Here is a 22,144-nt window from a genome sequence, read left to right on the forward strand (position 1 = left end):
TAGATTAAGTATATGTTTATTATATTGATTATACATAATCAACAATTGTACTTATCTAACTATATCTCAATTTGTGATAGATGCCATAAATGTACTCTTATTTATAGAGCAAAAGCAGTGGTTCAAGTGCCGTAAATTAGAAAACTGTGAGGTAAGAATACTTAATTCACTCACAGTTACAAATTAAGACTCTTTCTTACCTGCAAGTAAAGCCAGGCTATCACGGTCAATAATACTGATGTATTTACCTTTTACTTCAATCATTTCACTGGTTTGAAAACGACCAAGTAAACGGCTAATCGTTTCAACAGTAAGGCCTAAATAGTTACCAATGTCACCACGTGTCATCGTTAAGCGGAACTCTTTAGGCGAGAAACCACGTTCACAGAAACGCACAGAAAGATTATTTAAGAAAGCAGCAAGACGCTGTTCAGCATTCTTCTTACTTAACAATAAAATCATTTCTTGGTCAGCTGCAATCTCGCCACTCATTAAACGCATAACTTGACGACGTAACATGGGCATCTTACCAATCAAGTCATCCAGTGTGTCATACGGAATTTCACATACCATTGATGTTTCAAGTGCTTGTGAAAAACTTGGGTGAATACCTGTACTTAATCCATCAAAACCGATTAAGTCACCCGCTAAATGGAAACCTGTGATTTGTTCATCGCCTTGCTCAGTAATTGTGTATGATTTAACAGAACCTGAACGGATAGCATAAAGCGATTTAACTTTATCACCGGCTTTAAAAATTTCGTCGTGCTTTTGAAAAGGTTTTTTGCGTTCAATAATTTGGTCGAGAGAATCTAGCTCTGAATCATTCAAAGAATATGGTATGCAAAGTTGGCTAATACTGCAATTCTGACAGTGAATTTCACTCTTTGTTGCAGCAGTTCGTGTTGGTATCTTCTTATCTAAGGCCATAATTCCAATAAACTCTTTTGATATATGTCAATATTGTAGCAAATTTAAATCCCAGAAGCACTCAATTGTACTAAAGCTATATAAATAACATGTGAACCGAATAAAACCAGTAGTAAACCACTAAACCTTTTGAACTTGGTGTTTTGTATTAAGCTATTGAATTTGGTCGATAAACTACCAACCAAAAACATAATAGGGAAAGTACCTAAGCCAAACGCAAACATTGTTAATGCCGCGTTTAATGTAGAGCCAGTAGATAGCGCAAGTGTTAATGCCGAGTAAACTAAACCGCACGGTAACCAACCCCATAGAAAACCGAGAGGAAAGGCATGATAAGATGTCTTTAATGGCAGAAATTGTCGAGCAAGTGGCTGAATATACTGCCAAACTAAGCGTCCCACTTTCTCAAGCTGTAATATTGCAGAGTTAAGCTGTGCTATGTATAAACCAATAAGTATTAGTGTAATACCTGAAACAAAACGCAAAATCAGCAATAAATCATAACCGGCACCAAAATTTAAGCCTATTTGAGCAGTAAAACCGACTATTGCCCCAATTAAAGTATAGCTAGTGATTCGACCTAAATTATAAAAAAGCGGGGCGAGGGTATTCGGTTGTGTTGTTTGTTTGTTGGCGTGTGCGATTGCACCAGAAATACCACCACACATTGCAATACAATGACCAGCACCTAACACACCAATCATAAATGCGGCAACAAGACTAGTTATCATGTTTGTTGCTATCTTTGTTTAATGGTGCTTCGTTATTGCCTTCGTCATCAAACAATATATTACTGCCTTCACGTTCTAAATCTTCGAATTGATCTGACTTCACTGCCCAAAAGAAAATACCCACTGCAATCGCGACAAAAATCATCGCGATTGGGATTAACATAAAAATAACTTCCATTACTTCAACAGCCTTAATGAATTACCAATGACGAGCAGTGAACTAAGCGACATGCCTATCACTGCGATATACGGAGGAACACTACCTGAGATCGCTAACGGTAATATTAATGAATTATAACCAAGCGCCCACATTAAGTTTTGTTTGATTATTTTATAGGTTTTTGTGGCAGTAGCCAGCATATATTTCATGGCGATAAAATCGGTACTTAATAACACGACGTCCGCACTATTTTTGGCTAAATCAGAGCCTTCACCCATAGCAACAGATACAGTAGCGGCGCTCAAGACCGGCGCATCGTTAACGCCATCTCCGACCATCAACATCATCTTGTTGTTGGCTTGCTGTTCATTAATGTAGGCTAACTTACTTTCTGGTGACTGACTGGTTCTTTTATTCGAGATAGCTAAGCCTTCGGTGACTTTATTGGTATTGTTTTCGCTATCACCTGTGAGTAAGGTAACCGCTAACCCAGATTCTGCAATGTAGTCTAATGTCGTTGCAACGTTATCGCGCATCTCATCTTGAATATAAAAACGGGCGATAAGTACATCATTTTTAGTGAGGTAGACGACAATGTCTTTACCATCAGACGCTAAGCTGACTTGTTGTGTGAATTTTGCAGAGCCAATTTTGTAACTATCATCACCAATCAATGCCGAGATGCCTGAGCCGATGTGATTTTCTGTCTTATCAAATTGTATTTTATCTTTTTCTGATTTAAACGCAGTTGCAATCGGATGTGTTGAATGCTGTTCTAATGAAGTCGCAACGTGTAGTAACTCATCCTTTGAAAGCCCACTATCTGACTTAATATTGGTGAGAGTGAATGTACCTTTAGTTAATGTTCCGGTTTTATCAAATGCGATTTCATCAATTTTGGTGAGTGATTCTAGTACATGCTCTTTGCGAATAAGAATGCCACGTTGCGATAAGAAACTCGTCGCACAGGTTAATGCTGTTGGCGTTGCCAGTGATAACGCACAAGGGCAGGTGGCAACAAGTACGGACAAGGTTATCCAAAAGGCTTTCTCTGGTTCGTAGGCTAACCAGAACAAATAAGTACCTGCAGAAATGATCAACAGTGCCAGTACAAAGTAACGTGATATTTGGTCAGCCAAAACAGCAATTTGTGGTTTAGAAGACTGTGCTGTATTTTGTAAGCGAATAATTTCTGAAATTAAATTATGCTTGTGTGTTTTAGTCACACAGACAGTAATAGTTTGTTCTACATTAAGGCTACCAGTATACACTTCACTATCAACTAATTTAACGATAGGTAAAAACTCACCAGTCAGCATAGATTCATCGACACTTGTTTCGCCATTCATAATCATGCCGTCACAAGGGATGACCTCACCACTTTTAACAATAACGTAGTCATTGATTTTAAGTTGTTTAGTCGGAATAAGTTGTTCGGATTTATCCTCGTTAACACGTAGTGCCATGTTAGGGATAAGCTTTGCCATGTTCGCACTGAGCTCTGAAGTTTTCTTCCGTGCTCTTAACTCCAAGTAACGACCAAGCAACAAGAAGAATGTAAACATCGACACAGATTCAAAATAAACTTCACCTGTCCCCGTCATTGTTGCATAAGCTGACGCGGTATAAGCACCGAGTAGGGCTATCGAGACTGGCACGTCCATACCTAGTGTTCGAGTCCGTAAATTACGCAGCGCGTTAGAATAGAAAGGTTGTGCAGAATACAGTAATACCGGCGTAGCAACGATTAAACTTACCCAACGGAAAAATTCGCGGTACATATCTTCCATATCGCCGAACCAAGTTGAATATAAGGCAACAGCAAACATCATTACTTGCATCGTTGCTAATCCAGCTAAACCTAAGCGCCTGAAATATGATTTAAGTTGCTTGTTATACATCAGTTCATGCTGGTCGGCTTGAAAAGGGGATGCACTATAGCCTAGGTTACTAATGCGTTTTAAGATATCACTGAGTTTTATTTGATCATCAACCCATTTAATCGAAATACGGTTACTGGTCGCGTTCACATTAATGAAATGGATACCTTTAGTACTGCGAAAGCTTCTTTCGATTAACCAAGCACATGCAGCGCAAGAAAGACCTTCAACAGTCAAAGTTATTTCTTTTATTTGACCATCTTGATAAACAAACTCATCTTGAATTTCGTTATCATCATAAATTTCTAATCTAAGTAACTCATCTGGTACTAATTGCTTTGCAGTGGGGGATAAATCGGTCCTGTGTTCATAGTAAGAACTTAATCCAGATCCAACAATCATTTCAGCGACAGACTGGCAACCTGGACAACACATGTCACGTTCTTCAGGTGCTATGTACACTTTATATTTATTTTTATCTGCCGTTAAAACGACTTCACCACAGTGATAACAATCAGTACCGTTTAACATTAGTCTTGCTCGCCGTCTAACTTAATTATAGATGTATTTGGATATTGAACATATTCTTGCACACGCCATACATTATCGAAAGGTTCAACACGAACACGCCATTTACCTTTTAGCATATCTTTCGGCATTTCGACACGATAACTACCATCTCCCGACGCTGTCGCGAGGACTGAAATATCGTGCTTTGCTAATGTCACATGAAAGAATGATACTTGTAATGCTTCATTCTCTGTAATGTCACCAGTTGCGCTAGAAATTACCGCATTACCATTTTCAAATTTAAGCTCAAAAGTAATGTTACGTGCTAAAGCTTCATGGTATTTAGTTAAATCTTGGTTAATCTTTTTACCATCTTTATAGTAATCTTCAGATACCATATCCGGTTGATGGTTTTGAAAAATAGTGAACGTTGAAACACCCGCTATTACGGATACAGTAGGGAAGAAGATTACAAACCAGAACCAAGGTTCTTTATACCAATAAGATTTCATTATGAACTCCAAGAAGGGAAAGGTGGAATTTAACAAAGTTATAGCCAAAAAAAAAGCTCCATTCAATAAATGGAGCTTTAAATTACCACTATTACGTTACTTTACATTTAAGCTGTAAACATAACTGCTTAATAGCACTACTTTATCTTCACCAAGGATGTGGCTCCATGCAGGCATTACACCATTACGACCATACTTGATTGTTTCTTCGATAGCTTTTCTTGAACCACCGTATAACCAAGTTTTGTCAGTAAGGTTTGGTGCACCTAGCATAGTCATGCCTTTCGCATCAGCACCGTGACAAGCTGAACAAGTTTGAAGGAATACTTCTTTACCTGCTGCTTCTTCACGTGCATTTACTTTACGGCCAGATAAACCAACAACATACGTTGTTACTTGATCTACTTTCTCATCACCTAGTACAGGTAACCAAGCTGGCATTACACCAGCGCGGCCGTGCATGATAGTCGTTTTGATATCAGCAGTCGTACCGCCGTATAACCAATCACTATCAGTTAGGTTAGGGAAGCCTTTAGCACCACGTGCATCAGAACCATGACACTGTGAACAGTTTTGTAAGAATAGGCGTTGGCCTACTTTTACAGCTTCAGGATCTTTAGCGATGTCAGCAATTTCACGATATTCTGTAAAGTTGCTTTCTTCAGTTTTAACTAGCTTGTTAAAAACAGCAGCATATTTTGCATCTGCTGATTCAACTTCACGCTCATACTCGTTAGTACTAGTCCAGCCAAGTAAACCTTTGTAGCTGCCTAGACCTGGGTAAAGTGCGAAATAGATAAAACCGCCAATACATGTGAAAATAAATAAGTATTTCCACCAAGTTGGCAATGGGTTATTTAACTCTTCTATACCATCAAAAGAGTGACCCATTGATTCACCTTCTTTAACGCCTGTATCATTTTTGTTACAGTACCAAAGTAGGGCTAAGCAAGCAAAAATACTGCCTAGTGTGATCACTGTGATCCAAATACTCCAAAAAGTACTCATAATCATAAACTCCTAAATACGAGCAGATTTATTTTTCTGCTCTCCATGAAGTGAATCACTGTGAGCGGCTTCATCAGCAAATACTAAATTAGCAGCTTCATTAAACGCACTTTTTTGTCGTTTGCTGTAAGCCCAAGCAATAATAGCGATAAAAATGGCCATCAGTACTAGGGTGTAAATCCCTTGAAACATAATTACATCCTTATTTTAATGCATGACCTAATGATTGCAGGTAAGCAACCAAAGCGTCTAGTTCAGTTTTACCTTTAACAGCTTCTTCTGCACCAGCAATATCTGCATCTGTGTAAGGAACGTCAAAGTAGTCTTTAAAGATACTTAGTTTCGCAGCAGATTCTGAACCATCTAATACATTTTCAGCTAACCAAGGGAAAGCAGGCATGTTTGATTCAGGAACAACACTACGTGGGTCAAGTAAATGTGCACGCTGCCAATCATCAGAATAACGACCACCAACACGCGCTAGATCAGGACCAGTACGTTTAGAACCCCACAAGAATGGATGCTCCCAAACAGATTCACCAGCAAGTGAATACGCACCGTAGCGCTCTGTTTCTGCACGGAAAGGACGGATCATTTGACTATGGCAAACAGAGCAGTTCTCACGGATATAGATATCACGACCTTCCATCTCTAGTGCCGTATAAGGGCGTAGAGTATCTAAAGGTTGAGTGGTATCTTTTTGCCAGAACAGTGGCATAATTTCAACCATTGCACCAAAGCTGATAGCAATAACGATGAAGATCGCTAGTAAACCGATGTTCTTTTCAATTAATTCATGTTTCATAACTCTCTCCTAATTATGCAGCTTCAGCGTCAGCTTTGATTGAGTGATCTGTAGCAGAGATTGTCTTAAAGACATTGTATGCCATCAATAGCATACCTAAAACAAAGAACACACCACCAATAAAGCGCACAAAGTAGAATGGATATGAAGCTTGAAGTGACTCAACAAAGCTATACGTTAATGTACCGTCAGCATTTACAGCTCTCCACATCAGCCCTTGCATAACACCAGAAATCCACATAGCGACAATATAAAGTACAGTACCTACAGTTGCTAACCAGAAGTGAACGTTGATTAGCTTAATGCTATACATACGACCTTGGTTAAATAACACAGGGATTAAATGGTAGATAGCACCGATAGATACCATTGCAACCCAACCTAGTGCACCTGAATGTACGTGACCAATTGTCCAGTCAGTGTAATGCGATAATGCGTTTACACTCTTAATTGCCATCATCGGGCCTTCGAACGTAGACATACCGTAGAAAGATAGAGATACAATTAGGAAACGTAGGATAGGGTCATAACGAAGTTTATGCCATGCGCCTGAAAGCGTCATGATACCGTTGATCATACCACCCCATGATGGAGCAAATAAAATTAACGACATAACCATACCAACTGATTGAGTCCAATCAGGTAGTGCCGTGTAATGAAGGTGGTGAGGACCAGCCCAAATGTACAGCGATACTAATGCCCAGAAATGCACAATCGATAAACGGTATGAGTAAACAGGGCGGTTTGCTTGTTTAGGCACGAAATAGTACATCATACCTAGGAAACCAGCTGTTAGAAGGAAGCCAACTGCATTGTGGCCGTACCACCACTGAACCATTGCGTCGATAGCGCCACCGTAAATAGAATAAGACTTCATCATATTTAGTGGGATAGCGGCATTGTTTACAATATGTAATATAGCTACAGTTAAAATGAATGCACCAAAGAACCAGTTCGCTACATAAATATGTGACGTACGGCGTTTAATAATGGTACCAAAGAATACAATTGCATAGATAACCCAAACGACAGCAATTAAGATACTAATTGGCCATTCAAGTTCAGCGTATTCTTTTGATGTGTTATACCCAAGTGGTAATGATATAACCGCTGAAAGAATAACAAGTTGCCAACCCCAAAATACAATCGCAGGTAAAACACCGCCGAATAAGCGCGCTTGACACGTACGTTGAACAACATAAAAAGATGTTGCCATTAGGGCCGAAGTACCAAATGCAAAGATTACTGCATTGGTATGTAGGGGACGAAGACGGCTATAGGTTAACCAAGGTGTATCGAAGTTTAGTGCAGGCCAAATTAGCTGTGCTGCGATTAGCACACCTACTGACATACCAACAATACCCCAGATAACAGCCATCACAGTAAACTGTCGTACAACTTTATAGTTATAGTCAGTTTTTATAGGTGAATGAGAGCTCATATTTTGCTTCCGGTGCTACGAATTATTAAACATCTTACGATGCGTGAATACCCAAAATGAATATGTGTAAATATAGGTAATCTAAATTGACAGTCATACTCAGATGGGGATATTACGCGATTTTTCGTAACATTAACAGCGGAATTTGTTTGTTATATTGTTAAAAACGTTCTAAAAATAGTACGTTAAAGCTAGTTTGATTTAGATCAAGTAAACGGGCGTGAAAAATGGAATTTCGACATGTGAATTGATAATGATCAATCAAAAAATGGCAGTGAATTTTTGAAACCAATTTGTATATGTATAAATTAACATACAAACACATAATGTTGTTCAGGTATGGTTAACCAGATGTTAAGCAAAAAAAGACAGAACACTCTCACTATAAATTGAGTATTCTGTCTTTCAGTTCTATTAACGCTTAAATTTATTCCAATTCATTATTAGTAATGTTTTTAAGCTTTTAGCGCTGCTGACACAATTTCTTGTGCTTCGCTCAAAATTAACGCTAAATGTGCTTCATTTTTGAAACTTTCAGCATAGATTTTGTAAATCGCTTCTGTGCCTGATGGACGCGCAGCAAACCAACCGTTTTCAGTTGTTACTTTTAAACCACCAATTTTGCCATCGTTACCTGGGGCATTTGTTAATTTAGCTGTAATCGTTTCGCCTGCTAACATGTTTGCCTGAACAAGTTCTGGCGATAAGTTAGAAAGGATCGCTTTTTCTTCAAATGAAGCTGGCGCATCGATACGATTATAAACAGGTGAACCGAATTCAGTCGTAAGCTCTGCATACAGTTGCGCTGGATCTTTACCTGTAACTGCGAGGATCTCTGCAGAAAGTAAGGCTAAAATAATGCCGTCTTTATCTGTCGTCCAAACTGTGCCGTCTTTACGTAAGAACGATGCGCCAGCACTTTCTTCACCACCAAAGGCAAATTCAGCTGTGTGTAATCCTTCAACAAACCATTTAAAGCCAACAGGTACTTCACAAAGTGGGCGTTCAATCTTCGCGGCTACGCGATCGATCATCGAGCTTGATACTAGGGTTTTACCTACTTTTGCATTTACCGGCCAGTTTGTGCGGTTGGTAAATAAGTATTGGATTGCAACAGCAAGGTAATGGTTTGGATTCATCAAGCCGCTTTTAGTAACAATACCGTGGCGGTCATAATCGGGATCATTACCAATCGCGATATCAAAATCATCTTTCAAGCTGATCAGACTTGCCATAGCATACGGTGATGAACAATCCATACGGATCTTGCCATCTTTATCTAGACACATAAATGAAAAGCTTGGGTCAACGCGATCATTCACAACAGTAATATCTAAGTTGTATTTCGCTGCAATCACATCCCAATAAGCAAAGCCTGAACCGCCTAAGGTATCAACGCCGATCTTAATGCCTGCATCAGCAATGGCTTTTAGGTTAAGCACGTTTTCTAAATCAGCAACATAAGGTGCTACATAATCAATTTCTTGATAATGCGCAGACTCGATAGCAATCGCAAAGCTAATACGCTTAACAGCCACTAGCCCTTCAGCAATAATATCGTTAGCACGGTTTTCAATGATTTTTGTTACATCGCCATCAGCAGGCCCGCCATGTGGTGGGTTGTATTTAATACCGCCATCTTGTGGTGGATTATGTGATGGTGTGATAACAATACCGTCAGCTTGAATATTGCTGTGACTGTTATGGCTTAAAATAGCATGTGAGATAACAGGCGTAGGGGTAAAACCGTCATCTGCTTGAACACGTACATCAACACCATTGGCAACTAATACTTCAATTACTGAGATATTTGCAGGTTCTGATAATGCATGAGTATCTTTACCGATGAATAAAGGTCCGGTAATACCTCGTTCTAGGCGGTATTCTGCAATCGCTTGGCTAATTGCCAGAATATGGTCTTCATTAAAAGAAGATGCAAAAGCATTACCGCGATGGCCTGAAGTACCAAATGCAACACGCTGCGCAATCTTAGTAACATCAGGTTTATTGATGTAATAATTAGACACGAGTGCGGGGATATTACAAAGATCTGAATTTTGCGCCTTTTGTCCGGCTCTTGGATGAACTGCCATGTGTTATTTTGTCCTTAAATAAATGAAAGCGGTTATAAATTAAATTGTTATCAGTATACCTCTTATAAGTTAATTTTGGCACATCCTTTCATTTGAAAGGTTGTTTTTTTGTCAAAAACTGGTCTTAACAGTTATTTTTGCGCTTTCTATAACCAGTAAATTAACACGATTAATTAAGACTCTAGTCAGAGACTGATAGCTTATGATAAAATAAGGGATTGTAAATTATTTATTTAAAGTAGAGTTAGTCATGGCGAGTACAGCTGCAGCATTGCATATCCTAGTTAAGCACGAAGAAAAAGCATATGAAATCTTAGAAAAACTTGAAAAAGGTGGCAACTTTCAAAAACTTGCTAAATCACATTCTATTTGCCCATCAAAGAAAGATGGTGGCAACTTAGGTGAATTTAGAAAGGGCGCTATGGTTCCCGCTTTTGATAAAGTAGTATTTAACGGTGAAATCCTAGCGAACCTAGGACCAGTTAAAACAAAACACGGTTACCATATTATTAAGGTTTTATTTCGTACTTGATAAACCATTTAATTCTTTTAAATGTCAAATTAAAGAACGGCTCAGTTGAGCCGTATTTAGTCAACGCCTCAATTATCATAATCTAGCTTAAAAATCCTCTTTCATTATATAACCTTTATTACTCATTCTTATCTTTCGCTTTCTTGCCTTACTATATCGTGATAGCTAACCATAATCAGCCTAATTTGATTGCCTCCTCATTTTTATTTGAATTGTGAACTAGGGTCTAGGTAAGCGCTTTCTTTTGGTATTTAGTATATTGTTTTATAATTCCAATAAAATAGATTAATGGAGAAATAATGAAACTTTACCAAACAGTTAAAGACAGTGATTTACTTTTAAGTGAAACGGATCTATATGATCTGCATAAAGATTATGAGCGAAAAGGTGAAACGACCTATACCGATGCTGGTGAGCTGCATAAGATTTATATGGATGAGTCTAAGACATTTCAAGAGTGGGAAGGATTTGGTGGTGCTTTTACAGAGTCCGCAGCAGATGTGTTTAATAGAATGAGTCCTGAGAAGCAGAAAATAATGATGGAGGCTTATTTTCATCCTGAGAAAGGCATTGGATATAACTTCTGCAGAACCCATATCAACAGCTGTGATTTTTCGTTGGAAAATTGGGCATGCTGTGAAACAGAAGATCCGGAACTGAAAGATTTTAATCTTGCTCGAGATAAACAACAGATCATCCCGATGATTGAATGGGCTAAAGAATTAGCAAATGAAGAGATAACTCTTTTTTCTTCACCCTGGAGTCCGCCTGCATGGATGAAAACGAATGGGAAAATGAATCATGGCGGAAAGTTAAAAGGTGAACACCGTCAAATATGGGCTCTTTATTATTGTAAGTATATTAAAGCGATGCATGCAGAAGGGATCACAATCTCTGCATTAACAATACAGAATGAGCCAGCAGCTACGCAAATATGGGATTCATGTGTATCACTTCGGAAGAGGAACGTGATTTTGTCCGTGATTACCTTGGCCCTACTTTGGACAAAGAGGGGCCAAGGGCATATCAAATTAGTATGCTGGGATCATAATCGTGCAGAGGCCTATGATCGCGCTCAGAAAATGTTTGATGATGAAGTTGCATGCAAATATGTCTATGGTATCGGTATTCACTGGTATATGGGGGATAATTACCAAAACCTGAAATTGATCAATGATATCTACCGGGATAAAAAAATATGGTTTACCGAGGGCTGCCAGGAAAATGGACCGCATATTGGTGATTGGAATGTGGGTGAACGTTACGCACACTCAATGATTAATGATTAATGATTAATGATTTAAATTTACTATTTGGCTCACTTTTCTAAGTTTATAAAGAAAGGTGCAAAACGTTTCGCGGTATGTACAACAACAGATGTCATTGAAGCAACCGGATTTATTAATCCTAATGGCGAAAAGATAATCGTTGTATGTAATAACTCAGAAAAAAGTTTAACGTATGCACTACATAATATAGATAAAGGGGGCTATATCGCCATACCTGCAAGGTCTATCCAGACCATGGTAATTTAATCTATCCATAGTGATGTTGTTACGCGGCTGGAGAAGGGATTTTACGAACTTACAGTGGACTTCGTGAAACCCTGCCTAGAGTTAGATCATTCATGTTTACGAAGGATTAAATTCCCAGAGGGGAGGCATCAACTTTGTGAGTTGATTCTGATTATAACCACTAAGGGTCACATTAATAATGGTCGACTATTGCTTAAGTGTGATCAAAGTGCAGTTTTCTAATAAACCATGTTGCACCTGTGAATATCGTGGCATAGTATTTACGGAAAGAAAGCGCTTTCTTTATGTGAATTGGAATATCTATCATCAGTATAGTATTTGCGTATACATTTAAAAGTGACTGTTTTCTGCTGATTTTTTTGAATTTAAAAGGATTATTCAATGCATAGTAAAAAAATTCTAGCGTCGATTGTATGTGGCCTATTAATATCCGCCAACGGTGTTATGGCTGAAGATATTAAACAGGGTGGGACATTAACTGTACCTATTATAAATACAGGTTTTGTTGAGAACTTCAACCCGTATACAACTGCTGGTTTATATGATGGGCTCATGTTTGAGCCATTAATGATGTTTAACAATATGACGGGGAAAGTTGAATACCGTTTAGCAAAATCCGCTGAATATTCAAAAGATCTGAAAACAATCACGATTACACTGCGTGATGGACTGACCTGGTCTGACAGTAAGCCGTTGACAGCAAAAGATGTAGCATTCAGTTATACAATGACTAAAACTGCACCTGCGTTTGACCAAAAAGCAATTTGGACAACTGGTAACTTAATAAGCGTTACAGCTACTGATGAGAAGACAGTTGTTTTTAAATTAAATAAGGCTGATTCGACATTTATTTGGAGCCTACCAAAGTACCATATCGTACCTGAGCATATTTGGGGTAAGGTTGCCGCTAAAGATTTACCAACCTTCATGAATCTAAATCCTGTAGGCAGTGGCCCGCTAACTGATGTTAAATATGTTAAGGCACAACAGATACAACTTTGTCGTAATGACAGTTACTACCTTGAAAATCGTCCCTATATTGATTGTATGATATTCCGTTCATACAATGATAATTCACAAATTCAACCGGCATTAATGAAAGGTGACATTGATTGGGGATCTAACTTTATTGCAGATATTGACAATACTTTCGTAGCAGCAGATCCGAAAAACAATCATTACTGGTATCCGGCAAATGACGCAATTCATCTCTATGTGAATACTAAAGAGAAGCCTTTTGATGATTTGAATGTGCGTAAAGCCTTATCTATGGCGCTGAATCGTGATGAAATTGTTGATATCGCTGCTTATGGTTACCCGATTGCTAACTTTAATGCGGGTGGTATTGGTGAACTTTATGGTAAATTTATCAATAAAGACATATCAGAAAAATACAAAGAGATCACAACTTATAATCCGGTAAAAGCGAATGAGCTGCTTGATCAATCTGGTTATAAAGATAGTGATGGTGATGGGTTCAGAGAGATCGCTAATGGCGAAAACATTGAATTTGACATCAATGTTGTTAACGGTTGGACTGACTGGATACAAGTAGTCCAGATGGTTACTGAGTATTATGAAGAGATTGGTATCAAAGCAAACGTGAAAACAGTTGACTGGTCTGTTTATGACAGTGGCTTGAAAGACAGTAAATACAAGATGTCAATTAACTGGTCAATGGTTGCGACTAATCCGATTGAGGCTTACCAGACCTATTTCTTAAGCTCACAGATTGGTAAAAGCTGGCATGCAGGTCATGGTGTACGTTCACCTGAAATTGAAAACCTGATTAAGAGCTTCGGCCTGACTAACGATGCTAAGAAGCAACAAGATATACTGGACCAACTACAAGAATTTACAGCCGAAAATATGCCGTTTATTCCACTATTTTCAAATGCGACATGGTTCCAGTACAGTACAGCTAAATTTATTGGCTGGCCAAATGAGAAAAATCCGTATGTTCAACCTGTTTTTTATAGTAGTGGAAATCGTAACTTGATTATCAACAACCTTCACCTTAAATAACAGAGAGATAGCAAAAGAGCCACTTTGTGGCTCTTTAATTATTGGAAAAATTATGAGTTTTATACTACGTAGACTTAGTTTTTATTTCACTGCTTTCCTGATAGCAATTTCATTTAACTTTATGCTGCCAAGAATGATGCCGGGCGATCCGATTGAGGCGATGTTTGCTGCAGCGCAGGGTAAAATGGATATCGCGCAGATGGATGCAGTAAGAGAGATGTATGGCTTTATGGATGGTTCTGTTTTTGAGCAGTACATCTCATATATGCTAAGTGTTTTCACACTCGATCTTGGGCCTTCAGTATTAATGTTTCCTATTGATGTGACAACAGTGGTCGGCATGGCGTTGCCATGGACTATGTTTTTAGCATTAGGCTCATTGATTATCGCTTTAATTATTGGGGTTTCGATAGGAACCTATGCATCATATCGCCGAGAAGGTTTCTTCGGACAATTTGTGCCGCCATTTTTAGCTTTTCTCAGTAATTTTCCATACATTGTAACCGCGCTATTGCTGTTTTATTTCTTCGGCTTAAAGCTTGAAGTTTTACCACTCGCATATACCTATGACCCTTCACTCGATCCTGGATTTACATGGGAATTTATCGGTAGTGTGGCAAAACATGCGATTTTACCAATGGGCTCAATGATTTTAGTGGGTATCGCCACTTGGGTGTTTAATATGCGTAATGCGATGATCAATGTGCTTGGTGAAGACTACGTCACAATGGCTGAAGCAAAAGGCTTAAGCAGTTTCCGTGTGATGTACCGATATGCAGGACGAAATGCAATCTTGCCGGTTGCAACAGCCATCGCGATGGCGATTGGTTTCTCTTTTGCAGGTTCAATTATGACAGAGGTAGTGTTTAACTATCAGGGTTTGGGTAACATTCTACTGAAAGCTATTATGGCGCGAGACTATCCTCTTATTCAGGCGATACTACTGATTCTTGTATCAGCGGTGCTGACCGCTAACTTTATTGCCGATCTGCTTTATGTATGGCTCGACCCTCGTATTTCTAAATAAGGTATAGATATGAACAATTCAATATCTCCAGATGTTAATGCATCCGATATTCATCATGACAGTGAGTTTGGCCAGAAATTTAGCGCTGCATGGATGAAAATCAAAGCGTTTTTCCATGGTAATCCGCCCGCTATTATTGGTGGTTTTTTAATGACAGTTATTCTGCTTGGTGCTTTATTCGCGCCAGTATTATCCACGCATAATCCAGATAAGCGTGTCGCTAGACCGCATGAGGCACCAAGTGCTGATCATATTTTGGGCTCAACGCGAAATGGCCGAGATGTATTTAGTCAAGTACTTCAAGGCGCAAGAAAAACGCTAAGCGTTGCTCTTTTTGCTGGAGTTATTGCCACGGTAATAGCTGTTTCTGTTGGGGTTACCTCTGGTTATTTTGGTGGGAGAATTGATGAATGGATGAACTTTGCGACTAATGTATTCCTGGTATTTCCACAACTGCCCTTATTGATTGTACTTGCAGCCTTTTTGGGACAGGTTAGTTCGATAGCGATAGCCGTGCTGCTCGGCGTCACGTCTTGGCCTTGGGGGGCGAGGGTAATACGCTCACAGACGATGGCAATCAGAAGCAAAGAATTTATTATTTCAGCAGAAGTGATGGGCGAGTCTAAAATACGAATTATTCTTGTGGAAATTCTGCCTAATCTAATCTCGATTGTATTTGGTGGTTTTCTTGGCACCGTTATCTACGCAATGGGCGCTGAAGCGGCTCTTGGTTTCCTCGGTTTAGGTGACGCCACTGAAGTAAGCTGGGGTTCAATGTTGTACTGGGCGCAAGTATCTTCTTCTTTATATACTGGCGCTTGGTGGGAGATGCTTGTTCCGGCAATTGCTTTAGCATTAACGGGCGGTGCATTGGCACTTATCAATATGTCGATTGATCAAGTTAGTAATCCGAAACTTAAAACTGGCCCACATCTGAAATTATGGAAAAAGTTGAATAAAGAAGCAAATAAACGTAGAGGTCTAGTATGAAAAAGCCACTGTTAGAAATAAATAACCTTTGTGTTGATTATGTATCCCCAAATGGTATCGCAAGAGCGGTTAATAATGTCAGTTTATCGATTAAACCCGGTGAAACGCTTGGAATAGCAGGGGAATCAGGTTGCGGAAAAAGTACATTAGCATTTGCCATTGCACGTTTGCATAGGGCCCCGGGGTTAATACCTGAAGGGGAAATTCTTTACAACGGCAAAGATGTTTTAAAAATGTCTGATAAAGAATTACGTGGTTTCCGTTGGAACGATGTGTCTGTTGTTTTCCAAAGTGCGATGAATTCATTAAACCCGGTTATTACCATCGGCGAGCAGCTTATTGATGTGATTCTTGCGCATAAAAAAATTACGGTTAAAGCGGCCACAGAGAAGGCGGTTGAATTACTTGCTATTGTTGGGCTTCCTGGCGATCGTCTCAAAAGCTTCCCGCACCAACTTAGTGGTGGTATGAGGCAGCGTGTTGTGATTGCGATTGCATTAGCGCTTGAACCTAAGCTTATTATTATGGATGAGCCTACAACGGCATTAGATGTAGTGGTCGAACGCGAAATCTTAAATGAACTTTATGATTTAAAAGAAAAATTTGGTTTTTCAATTTTATTTATCAGCCATGATTTAAGTTTGATGGGAGAAATTGCAGATCGTATTGGCGTTATGTATGCCGGTAATCTGATTGAAATTGGTGATGCGAAGACAGTATTTACTAACCCATCTCATCCTTATACCAAAGGTTTGATCTCTTCATTCCCGACGATTCATGGGCCGAAGGAGCGCCTCTACGGCATTCCTGGTGATCCGGTGAATTTGTTACGTTTGCCAGAAGGTTGTAATTTTAATCCGCGTTGTGATGATTGCATGGATATTTGTAAAAAAGATGAACCTCAGTTAATTGAATTGAGTGTCGATTACAAAGCCGCTTGTCACAAATTATAAGGAATGGATGATGGATACGTTAAAAAGTCCTGAAGTGGTACTTTCAGTAAAAAATATGATAAAAGATTTTCCTATCGGTCAATCAAATAGTAAAAAGAACTTGATGCGTGCGGTAAATGATGTGTCATTTGATTTGTGTAAAGGCGAAGCGCTGGCTATTGTTGGCGAGTCTGGTTCAGGTAAAAGTACGGGTGCTCGAATTCTAACGCGTATTTATGATAAAACGGGTGGCGATATTATTTTTAAAGGACAACCTTTAGATGAGTACGTTAAGGAACATGGCACGCTTGAATATGCACGCCAAGTGCAGATGATTTTCCAAGACCCGTTTGGATCACTTAATCCAGTGCATTCTATTTTTCATCATATTGCGCGCCCTCTGCTTATTCATAAACGCGGAGATAAAGAAACGGTTAAGACGTTGGTTTATGAGCTTCTTGAGCTGGTTGGTTTGTTTCCTGCCGTTGAAACAGCAGAAAAATATCCATTTGAGTTAAGTGGCGGGCAAAGACAACGTGTTGCTATTGCCCGAGCCTTAGCTGTAGACCCTGAAGTTATTTTAGCCGATGAGCCGATTTCGATGCTGGATGTATCTGTTCGTCTTGGCATTTTAAACTTAATGGCTGATCTTAAAGATAAACACGGCATTTCGTTTATGTACATTACCCATGATATTGCTACGGCAAGATATTTTGCAGAAAAAACTGCAGTTATGTATGTCGGGCATATGGTGGAATGGGGTAATAGTGACAAAGTAACGCAAACACCGCAACATCCTTATACGCAATTATTACTTTCAGCTGTTCCTGAAGCGGGTAAAAGTGGTCGTCGTGATCTGGGTGCTAAAAAAGGTGAAATACCATTATGGAGACCGACAAGTAAAGGTTGCCCATTTGCTGCGCGTTGTCCTCGTATTTTAGATAAATGTACTGGTAGTTTCCCCGCTATTACTAAAATTGCGGAAGATCATTTTATCCGTTGCCACAATATTTAAGCAACAAGTTATTGTTACTACGTGCTTTTGACGCCAGCCTTTGCTGATAATTCAAGTACTTTTATATCACGCGCAAAAAAGAAAGCGCTTACTTACACGGGTTTACCATGAAAAACGAAAATATAAACTCTTCATCAAATGATGTGTTGGGAAAATTTGTGTCTATAGATGGCGATAAATACTATCAGATCAGTAATGCGGATCAGATGAAGCCATTTTTTATCAGTGTTGTATCAGCAAGTGACCATTGGTTATTTATCTCATCTACTGGTAGCTTATCTGCGGGAAGAATTAGACCTGAAAACGCTTTATTCCCTTATAAATCTGTGGATTACATTCACGAAAGTGCAGAGAACACAGGCAGTAAAACCATTGTTAAAGTGCAGACTGAAAACGGTTGCAGACAATGGGAACCATTCAATCTTCAGCACAATAGTCTTTATCAAGTTCAACGCAATCTTTATAAAAATGTAGCTGGCGATCAGATTATTTTTGAAGAAATTAACCTTGATCTGGGACTGACCTTTAAATATCAATGGGCGACTAGCGAGCAATTCGGTTTTGTACGTACATCGACAGTAAAAAACAATGCTCCACAAGCAGTTGAATTCGAAATTGTTGACGGTATTCAAAATATTTTACCGCCAAATGCACCGCTTGCACTTATGCAAACAAGTAGCGCGCTGCTTGACGCTTACAAATGGAATGAATTATTACCTGATTCGTCACTAGCAAGCTACAGCTTATATGCCAGATTAAGTGATCGCGCAGATCCGGCTGAATCATTACGTGCAACAATGGTATTTAGTGTTGTCGACGACTGTCAGTCAATCTTACTTTCAAGCGAACAACTTGGTGCTTTCCGTCAAGGCAAAAAAATCAGCAATGAAACCTTACGCCGCGGTTTACGTGGTGCATATTTTATACATAAAAATTGTCAGCTTGCCGCTGGTCAGGAAGACAGCTGGCAGATTGTTGCTGATATTGACAAGACGCATAGTGATATTGCTGCATTGCAGCAGAATTTAAGCGCTAAAGATGCGATTGCAAATAATATTAGACAATCAATTGAATTGAATCATCAGGAACTTATCATGCTGATGGCGGGTAGTGATGCTTACCAGAAAACAGCTGAAGAAGAGACGACAGTTCATCACTATGCTAACGTATTGTTTAACAACATGCGTGGAGGTGTTGTTGTTGATCAATATTGGGTAGAAAAACAAGATTTTGTAAAAACGCTGACATATGCAAATAAAATTGTGGCAGAAAAAAATGACGCGTTTTTTGTGAAACTGCCTGAGCGTATCGACTACCAGCAGCTCATCACTTTAGCATCAAAAGAAAACGATGCGCAGCTTATGCGTCTTTGTCATGAATACCTGCCGTTAACGTTTGGTCGTCGTCATGGAGATCCAAGTCGTCCGTGGAATCATTTTGAAATCAAACTTAAAGATGAAAACGGTGAACGTCTGCTATCTTACCAAGGAAATTGGCGTGATATCTTCCAGAATTGGGAAGCACTAGGTCTAAGCTATCCGAACTTCATCAAGTCGTTTATTTCTAAGTTTGTTAATGCATCGACTGTCGATGGTTATAATCCATACCGCATTACTAAAGCGGGCATTGACTGGGAAATGTTAGAGGAAAATGATGCTTGGAGCAACATAGGCTACTGGGGTGATCATCAGATCATTTACCTGCAAAAGTTCCTCGAGTTATCTAAAAAATACCAGCCGCAAGAGCTTAAAACGCTATTGAACGCTGAAATTTTTAGCTATGCTAATGTTCCTTATGAAATTGAAGGGGTTGATAAACTATTTTCAGACCCTAAAAACACCGTTATTTTCAACAATGATAAGCAAGCGCTTATTGAATCACGTGTGGCACAGTTAGGAAGTGATGGTCGACTACTGTTAAATGCAGATAATAGCGTCTACATGGTGAACTTGACCGAAAAACTGCTGGTTCCTCTGCTTGCTAAACTCGGCAACTTAGTGGTTGATGGTGGTATCTGGTTAAACACGCAACGGCCTGAGTGGAATGATGCGAATAATGCAATTGTTGGTACCGGCCTTTCCATGGTGACCTTGTACTACATGCGCCGTTATGTTGCTTTCTTAAAAGATTTACTAAAAGGCAATGCGGGTAATGTGCAGCTTTCAGTTGAATTGGCTGAATGGGTTGCTGCGACTGCGAAAATTTTTAATGAAATAAATGCGATTCTTAATCAGGGCGTTATGAGCAGCGAAGCTCGCAATAACGTACTACGTCAACTCACCGCTACAGCTGCTGACTACCGCGCAACTGTTTATAAAAACGGTTTTTCAGGCAAGGTAACTGTGGATACAGCGTCAATTGTAGAGATGCTTGAAGCCAGTCAGGACGTTATTGATAAAAGTATAGCCAGTAATCAACGTAAAGATGGTTTGTACAACGCTTATAACATTATTAATTATACTGCCAATAGCGTAAACGTTGATTTGCTATATCCTATGCTCGAAGGGCAGGTAGCAGCCTTGTCTGCTGGCGTGCTGTCACCGGAGAACGCGGTTTCATTGCTGGATAATCTATATGCTAGCGAAATGTTCCGTGAAGATCAGAATACATTTATGCTTTATCCGGATCGTGATTTAACACGTTTCGAAAATAAAAACGACATTAGTGCTGACCGTGTAAACAGTAATGAGCTGCTAAAAGAGATGGTTGAAAAAGGCGATCGCCGTATTATTGAAATGGATGCACAAGGTGCTTATCACTTTAATGCGAACTTTGAAAATGCGGGAGTCTTAGCCTCTGCACTTGAAGGCGTTGCTTCTAAGGATCATGCGGCAATAGCTGACATACTAGAAATTTATGAAGAAGTGTTTAATCATCAGTCATTTACAGGCCGTTCAGGTACTATGTTTGGTTATGAAGGCTTAGGTTCCATCTATTGGCATATGGTATCAAAGTTATTACTTGCAGTTCAGGAAAACTATTTTTCAGCATTGGAACTAGCGCCAGAATCTCAAGCAACGCAAAAACTAGCTGAATATTACTACAAAGTACGTGCTGGTATCGGCTTTAACAAAACACCTGATGTGTATGGTGCGTTCCCGACTGACCCATATTCGCATACACCTAAGCAAGCTGGAGCACAACAACCTGGTATGACAGGTCAAGTAAAAGAGGAAATATTGACGCGCTTTGGTGAATTAGGCCTGATTGTTAGAGATGGACAAATCAATTTCCAACCATCTCTGCTTAAAGAAACTGAATTTTTAGCTGTGAATGATGAATTTAAGTTCATTAATCTCAATCGTGAATATGAAACAATCTCATTAGCACCAAAAACGCTAGCATTCACTTATTGTCAAGTTGCCTTTGTTTATGAAATTACTGAAGCAGATGTAGGTAATGTAGTGGTGACAATGGTAAATGGTGAAACTGTGCAATCAAATACCTTAGCGCTAGATTCACAGCTAAGCAGTTCAATATTTGCTCGTAGCGGTAGTATTAAACAGGTTAACGTTTCTATCCCAGTTACTATGTTATTGAAAGAACGTTAGGAGTCATTGTGAAAAGTCACCTATTAGAGGTGTCAGGATTTGATGCGGTGGGCTATGCGCCCGTCGTTGACTTCCAGACATGGCGAGTAGCAATGCTCAATTACATTGATGAACTGGAGGCAGATAAAATAGATAACTTTCAGTGTCATAGTGAAACCGATGAGGTATTTGTCTTATTGTCAGGAAAATGTATTTTATTTTGTGCGCAAGTTGATGATAAAGAAAATATTATTGATATTGTCAGTTGGGATATGCAAATTAATCAAACTTATAATATTAAACGAGGTGTATACCATACCCATACACTGAGTGAAGGTGCTAAGGTTTTAATTGTGGAGAATAGTGATACTGATGATAACAATTCGCCAAAAATAATGATCGACAAACGTGTTCGTCAACAATTGGTAGAGATTACCACTGAAAAATGGTCATAATAGTTGATTGAATAAAGAAAAAAGGCAGATAAT

20 protein-coding genes are annotated in these 22,144 nt (G+C 39.2%); 10 read left to right on the forward strand and 10 right to left on the reverse strand.

Features of this window, described 5'->3' with window-relative positions; translation table 11 throughout:
* Positions 1–183: 183 nt before the first annotated feature.
* The 10 genes from CXF93_RS10350 to pgm form a co-directional block, all read right to left on the reverse strand.
* Positions 184–930 carry an FNR family transcription factor gene (locus tag CXF93_RS10350; protein WP_101062443.1) on the reverse strand — a complete coding sequence of 249 codons (747 nt, stop codon included), beginning with the start codon at positions 928–930 and terminating at the stop codon, positions 184–186.
* 44 nt (positions 931–974) lie between these two features.
* Positions 975–1,661 (reverse strand): sulfite exporter TauE/SafE family protein, encoded by a 687-nt coding sequence (locus tag CXF93_RS10355; protein WP_101062444.1) that lies wholly within the window; start codon positions 1,659–1,661, stop codon positions 975–977.
* A complete protein-coding gene (ccoS, locus tag CXF93_RS10360; protein ID WP_101062445.1) occupies positions 1,651–1,839 on the reverse strand; it encodes a cbb3-type cytochrome oxidase assembly protein CcoS in 189 nt (62 codons plus the stop codon). Before ccoS ends, CXF93_RS10355 begins: the two co-directional genes overlap by 11 nt.
* Positions 1,839–4,232: a heavy metal translocating P-type ATPase gene (locus CXF93_RS10365; RefSeq protein ID WP_101062446.1), complete on the reverse strand. Its 2,394-nt coding sequence runs from the start codon at positions 4,230–4,232 to the stop codon at positions 1,839–1,841. Before CXF93_RS10365 ends, ccoS begins: the two co-directional genes overlap by 1 nt.
* A complete protein-coding gene (locus CXF93_RS10370; RefSeq protein ID WP_101062447.1) occupies positions 4,232–4,723 on the reverse strand; it encodes a FixH family protein in 492 nt (163 codons plus the stop codon). The genes CXF93_RS10365 and CXF93_RS10370 overlap by 1 nt, the downstream gene beginning before the upstream one ends.
* Positions 4,724–4,819: 96 nt before the next feature.
* Positions 4,820–5,731 carry a cytochrome-c oxidase, cbb3-type subunit III gene (ccoP, locus tag CXF93_RS10375; protein WP_198551639.1) on the reverse strand — a complete coding sequence of 304 codons (912 nt, stop codon included), beginning with the start codon at positions 5,729–5,731 and terminating at the stop codon, positions 4,820–4,822.
* Between the two features lie 12 nt (positions 5,732–5,743).
* Positions 5,744–5,923, reverse strand: a complete 180-nt coding sequence (locus CXF93_RS10380) for a CcoQ/FixQ family Cbb3-type cytochrome c oxidase assembly chaperone (protein ID WP_101062449.1) — start codon at positions 5,921–5,923, stop codon at positions 5,744–5,746.
* Positions 5,924–5,933: 10 nt separating this feature from the next.
* Positions 5,934–6,536 (reverse strand): cytochrome-c oxidase, cbb3-type subunit II, encoded by a 603-nt coding sequence (ccoO, locus tag CXF93_RS10385; RefSeq protein ID WP_101062450.1) that lies wholly within the window; start codon positions 6,534–6,536, stop codon positions 5,934–5,936.
* Positions 6,537–6,549: 13 nt separating this feature from the next.
* The gene (ccoN, locus tag CXF93_RS10390) at positions 6,550–7,977 is read right to left on the reverse strand and encodes a cytochrome-c oxidase, cbb3-type subunit I (RefSeq protein ID WP_101062451.1); all 1,428 of its coding nucleotides are present in this window, start codon (positions 7,975–7,977) and stop codon (positions 6,550–6,552) included.
* A gap of 455 nt (positions 7,978–8,432) precedes the next feature.
* Positions 8,433–10,070, reverse strand: a complete 1,638-nt coding sequence (gene pgm / locus CXF93_RS10395; RefSeq protein ID WP_101062452.1) for a phosphoglucomutase (alpha-D-glucose-1,6-bisphosphate-dependent) — start codon at positions 10,068–10,070, stop codon at positions 8,433–8,435.
* Positions 10,071–10,320: 250 nt separating this feature from the next.
* On the opposite strand from pgm, the gene ppiC reads away from it, so the two are divergent.
* From ppiC to CXF93_RS10445, 10 genes are all read left to right on the forward strand, one after another.
* Entirely contained in the window at positions 10,321–10,602 is a 282-nt protein-coding gene (ppiC, locus tag CXF93_RS10400; protein WP_101062453.1) for a peptidylprolyl isomerase PpiC, read from the forward strand.
* Positions 10,603–10,901: 299 nt separating this feature from the next.
* Entirely contained in the window at positions 10,902–11,891 is a 990-nt protein-coding gene (locus CXF93_RS10405) for a glucosylceramidase (RefSeq protein WP_101062454.1), read from the forward strand.
* 24 nt (positions 11,892–11,915) lie between these two features.
* Positions 11,916–12,137, forward strand: a complete 222-nt coding sequence (locus tag CXF93_RS22470) for a glycoside hydrolase family 30 beta sandwich domain-containing protein (RefSeq protein ID WP_157824440.1) — start codon at positions 11,916–11,918, stop codon at positions 12,135–12,137.
* 381 nt (positions 12,138–12,518) lie between these two features.
* On the forward strand, positions 12,519–14,162 hold the full coding sequence (locus CXF93_RS10415) for an ABC transporter substrate-binding protein (protein WP_101062456.1): 1,644 nt from the start codon (positions 12,519–12,521) through the stop codon (positions 14,160–14,162).
* Between the two features lie 52 nt (positions 14,163–14,214).
* A complete protein-coding gene (locus CXF93_RS10420) occupies positions 14,215–15,189 on the forward strand; it encodes an ABC transporter permease (RefSeq protein ID WP_101062457.1) in 975 nt (324 codons plus the stop codon).
* Positions 15,190–15,198: 9 nt separating this feature from the next.
* Positions 15,199–16,179: an ABC transporter permease gene (locus tag CXF93_RS10425; RefSeq protein ID WP_101062458.1), complete on the forward strand. Its 981-nt coding sequence runs from the start codon at positions 15,199–15,201 to the stop codon at positions 16,177–16,179.
* A complete protein-coding gene (locus CXF93_RS10430; protein ID WP_101062459.1) occupies positions 16,176–17,132 on the forward strand; it encodes an ABC transporter ATP-binding protein in 957 nt (318 codons plus the stop codon). The genes CXF93_RS10425 and CXF93_RS10430 overlap by 4 nt, the downstream gene beginning before the upstream one ends.
* Positions 17,133–17,139: 7 nt before the next feature.
* Positions 17,140–18,126 carry an ABC transporter ATP-binding protein gene (locus CXF93_RS10435; RefSeq protein WP_198551640.1) on the forward strand — a complete coding sequence of 329 codons (987 nt, stop codon included), beginning with the start codon at positions 17,140–17,142 and terminating at the stop codon, positions 18,124–18,126.
* 107 nt (positions 18,127–18,233) lie between these two features.
* Entirely contained in the window at positions 18,234–21,677 is a 3,444-nt protein-coding gene (locus CXF93_RS10440; protein WP_101062461.1) for a hypothetical protein, read from the forward strand.
* Between the two features lie 8 nt (positions 21,678–21,685).
* Positions 21,686–22,111: a hypothetical protein gene (locus CXF93_RS10445; RefSeq protein WP_101062462.1), complete on the forward strand. Its 426-nt coding sequence runs from the start codon at positions 21,686–21,688 to the stop codon at positions 22,109–22,111.
* The last annotated feature ends 33 nt before the right edge of the window (positions 22,112–22,144 follow it).

The sequence above is a fragment of the Moritella sp. Urea-trap-13 genome (genome assembly GCF_002836355.1).
Taxonomy (GTDB): Bacteria; Pseudomonadota; Gammaproteobacteria; order Enterobacterales; family Moritellaceae; genus Moritella.

What these genes read in the sequence shown, in the direction of transcription:
- CXF93_RS10350 (WP_101062443.1), bottom strand. Translation starts at nt 930, where the DNA reads ATGGCCTTAGATAAGAAGATACCAACACGAACTGCTGCAACAAAGAGT.
- CXF93_RS10355 (WP_101062444.1), bottom strand. Translation starts at nt 1,661, where the DNA reads ATGATAACTAGTCTTGTTGCCGCATTTATGATTGGTGTGTTAGGTGCT.
- ccoS (WP_101062445.1), bottom strand. Translation starts at nt 1,839, where the DNA reads ATGGAAGTTATTTTTATGTTAATCCCAATCGCGATGATTTTTGTCGCG.
- CXF93_RS10365 (WP_101062446.1), bottom strand. Translation starts at nt 4,232, where the DNA reads ATGTTAAACGGTACTGATTGTTATCACTGTGGTGAAGTCGTTTTAACG.
- CXF93_RS10370 (WP_101062447.1), bottom strand. Translation starts at nt 4,723, where the DNA reads ATGAAATCTTATTGGTATAAAGAACCTTGGTTCTGGTTTGTAATCTTC.
- ccoP (WP_198551639.1), bottom strand. Translation starts at nt 5,731, where the DNA reads ATGAGTACTTTTTGGAGTATTTGGATCACAGTGATCACACTAGGCAGT.
- CXF93_RS10380 (WP_101062449.1), bottom strand. Translation starts at nt 5,923, where the DNA reads ATGTTTCAAGGGATTTACACCCTAGTACTGATGGCCATTTTTATCGCT.
- ccoO (WP_101062450.1), bottom strand. Translation starts at nt 6,536, where the DNA reads ATGAAACATGAATTAATTGAAAAGAACATCGGTTTACTAGCGATCTTC.
- ccoN (WP_101062451.1), bottom strand. Translation starts at nt 7,977, where the DNA reads ATGAGCTCTCATTCACCTATAAAAACTGACTATAACTATAAAGTTGTA.
- pgm (WP_101062452.1), bottom strand. Translation starts at nt 10,070, where the DNA reads ATGGCAGTTCATCCAAGAGCCGGACAAAAGGCGCAAAATTCAGATCTT.
- ppiC (WP_101062453.1), top strand. Translation starts at nt 10,321, where the DNA reads ATGGCGAGTACAGCTGCAGCATTGCATATCCTAGTTAAGCACGAAGAA.
- CXF93_RS10405 (WP_101062454.1), top strand. Translation starts at nt 10,902, where the DNA reads ATGAAACTTTACCAAACAGTTAAAGACAGTGATTTACTTTTAAGTGAA.
- CXF93_RS10415 (WP_101062456.1), top strand. Translation starts at nt 12,519, where the DNA reads ATGCATAGTAAAAAAATTCTAGCGTCGATTGTATGTGGCCTATTAATA.
- CXF93_RS10420 (WP_101062457.1), top strand. Translation starts at nt 14,215, where the DNA reads ATGAGTTTTATACTACGTAGACTTAGTTTTTATTTCACTGCTTTCCTG.
- CXF93_RS10425 (WP_101062458.1), top strand. Translation starts at nt 15,199, where the DNA reads ATGAACAATTCAATATCTCCAGATGTTAATGCATCCGATATTCATCAT.
- CXF93_RS10430 (WP_101062459.1), top strand. Translation starts at nt 16,176, where the DNA reads ATGAAAAAGCCACTGTTAGAAATAAATAACCTTTGTGTTGATTATGTA.
- CXF93_RS10435 (WP_198551640.1), top strand. Translation starts at nt 17,140, where the DNA reads ATGATGGATACGTTAAAAAGTCCTGAAGTGGTACTTTCAGTAAAAAAT.
- CXF93_RS10440 (WP_101062461.1), top strand. Translation starts at nt 18,234, where the DNA reads ATGAAAAACGAAAATATAAACTCTTCATCAAATGATGTGTTGGGAAAA.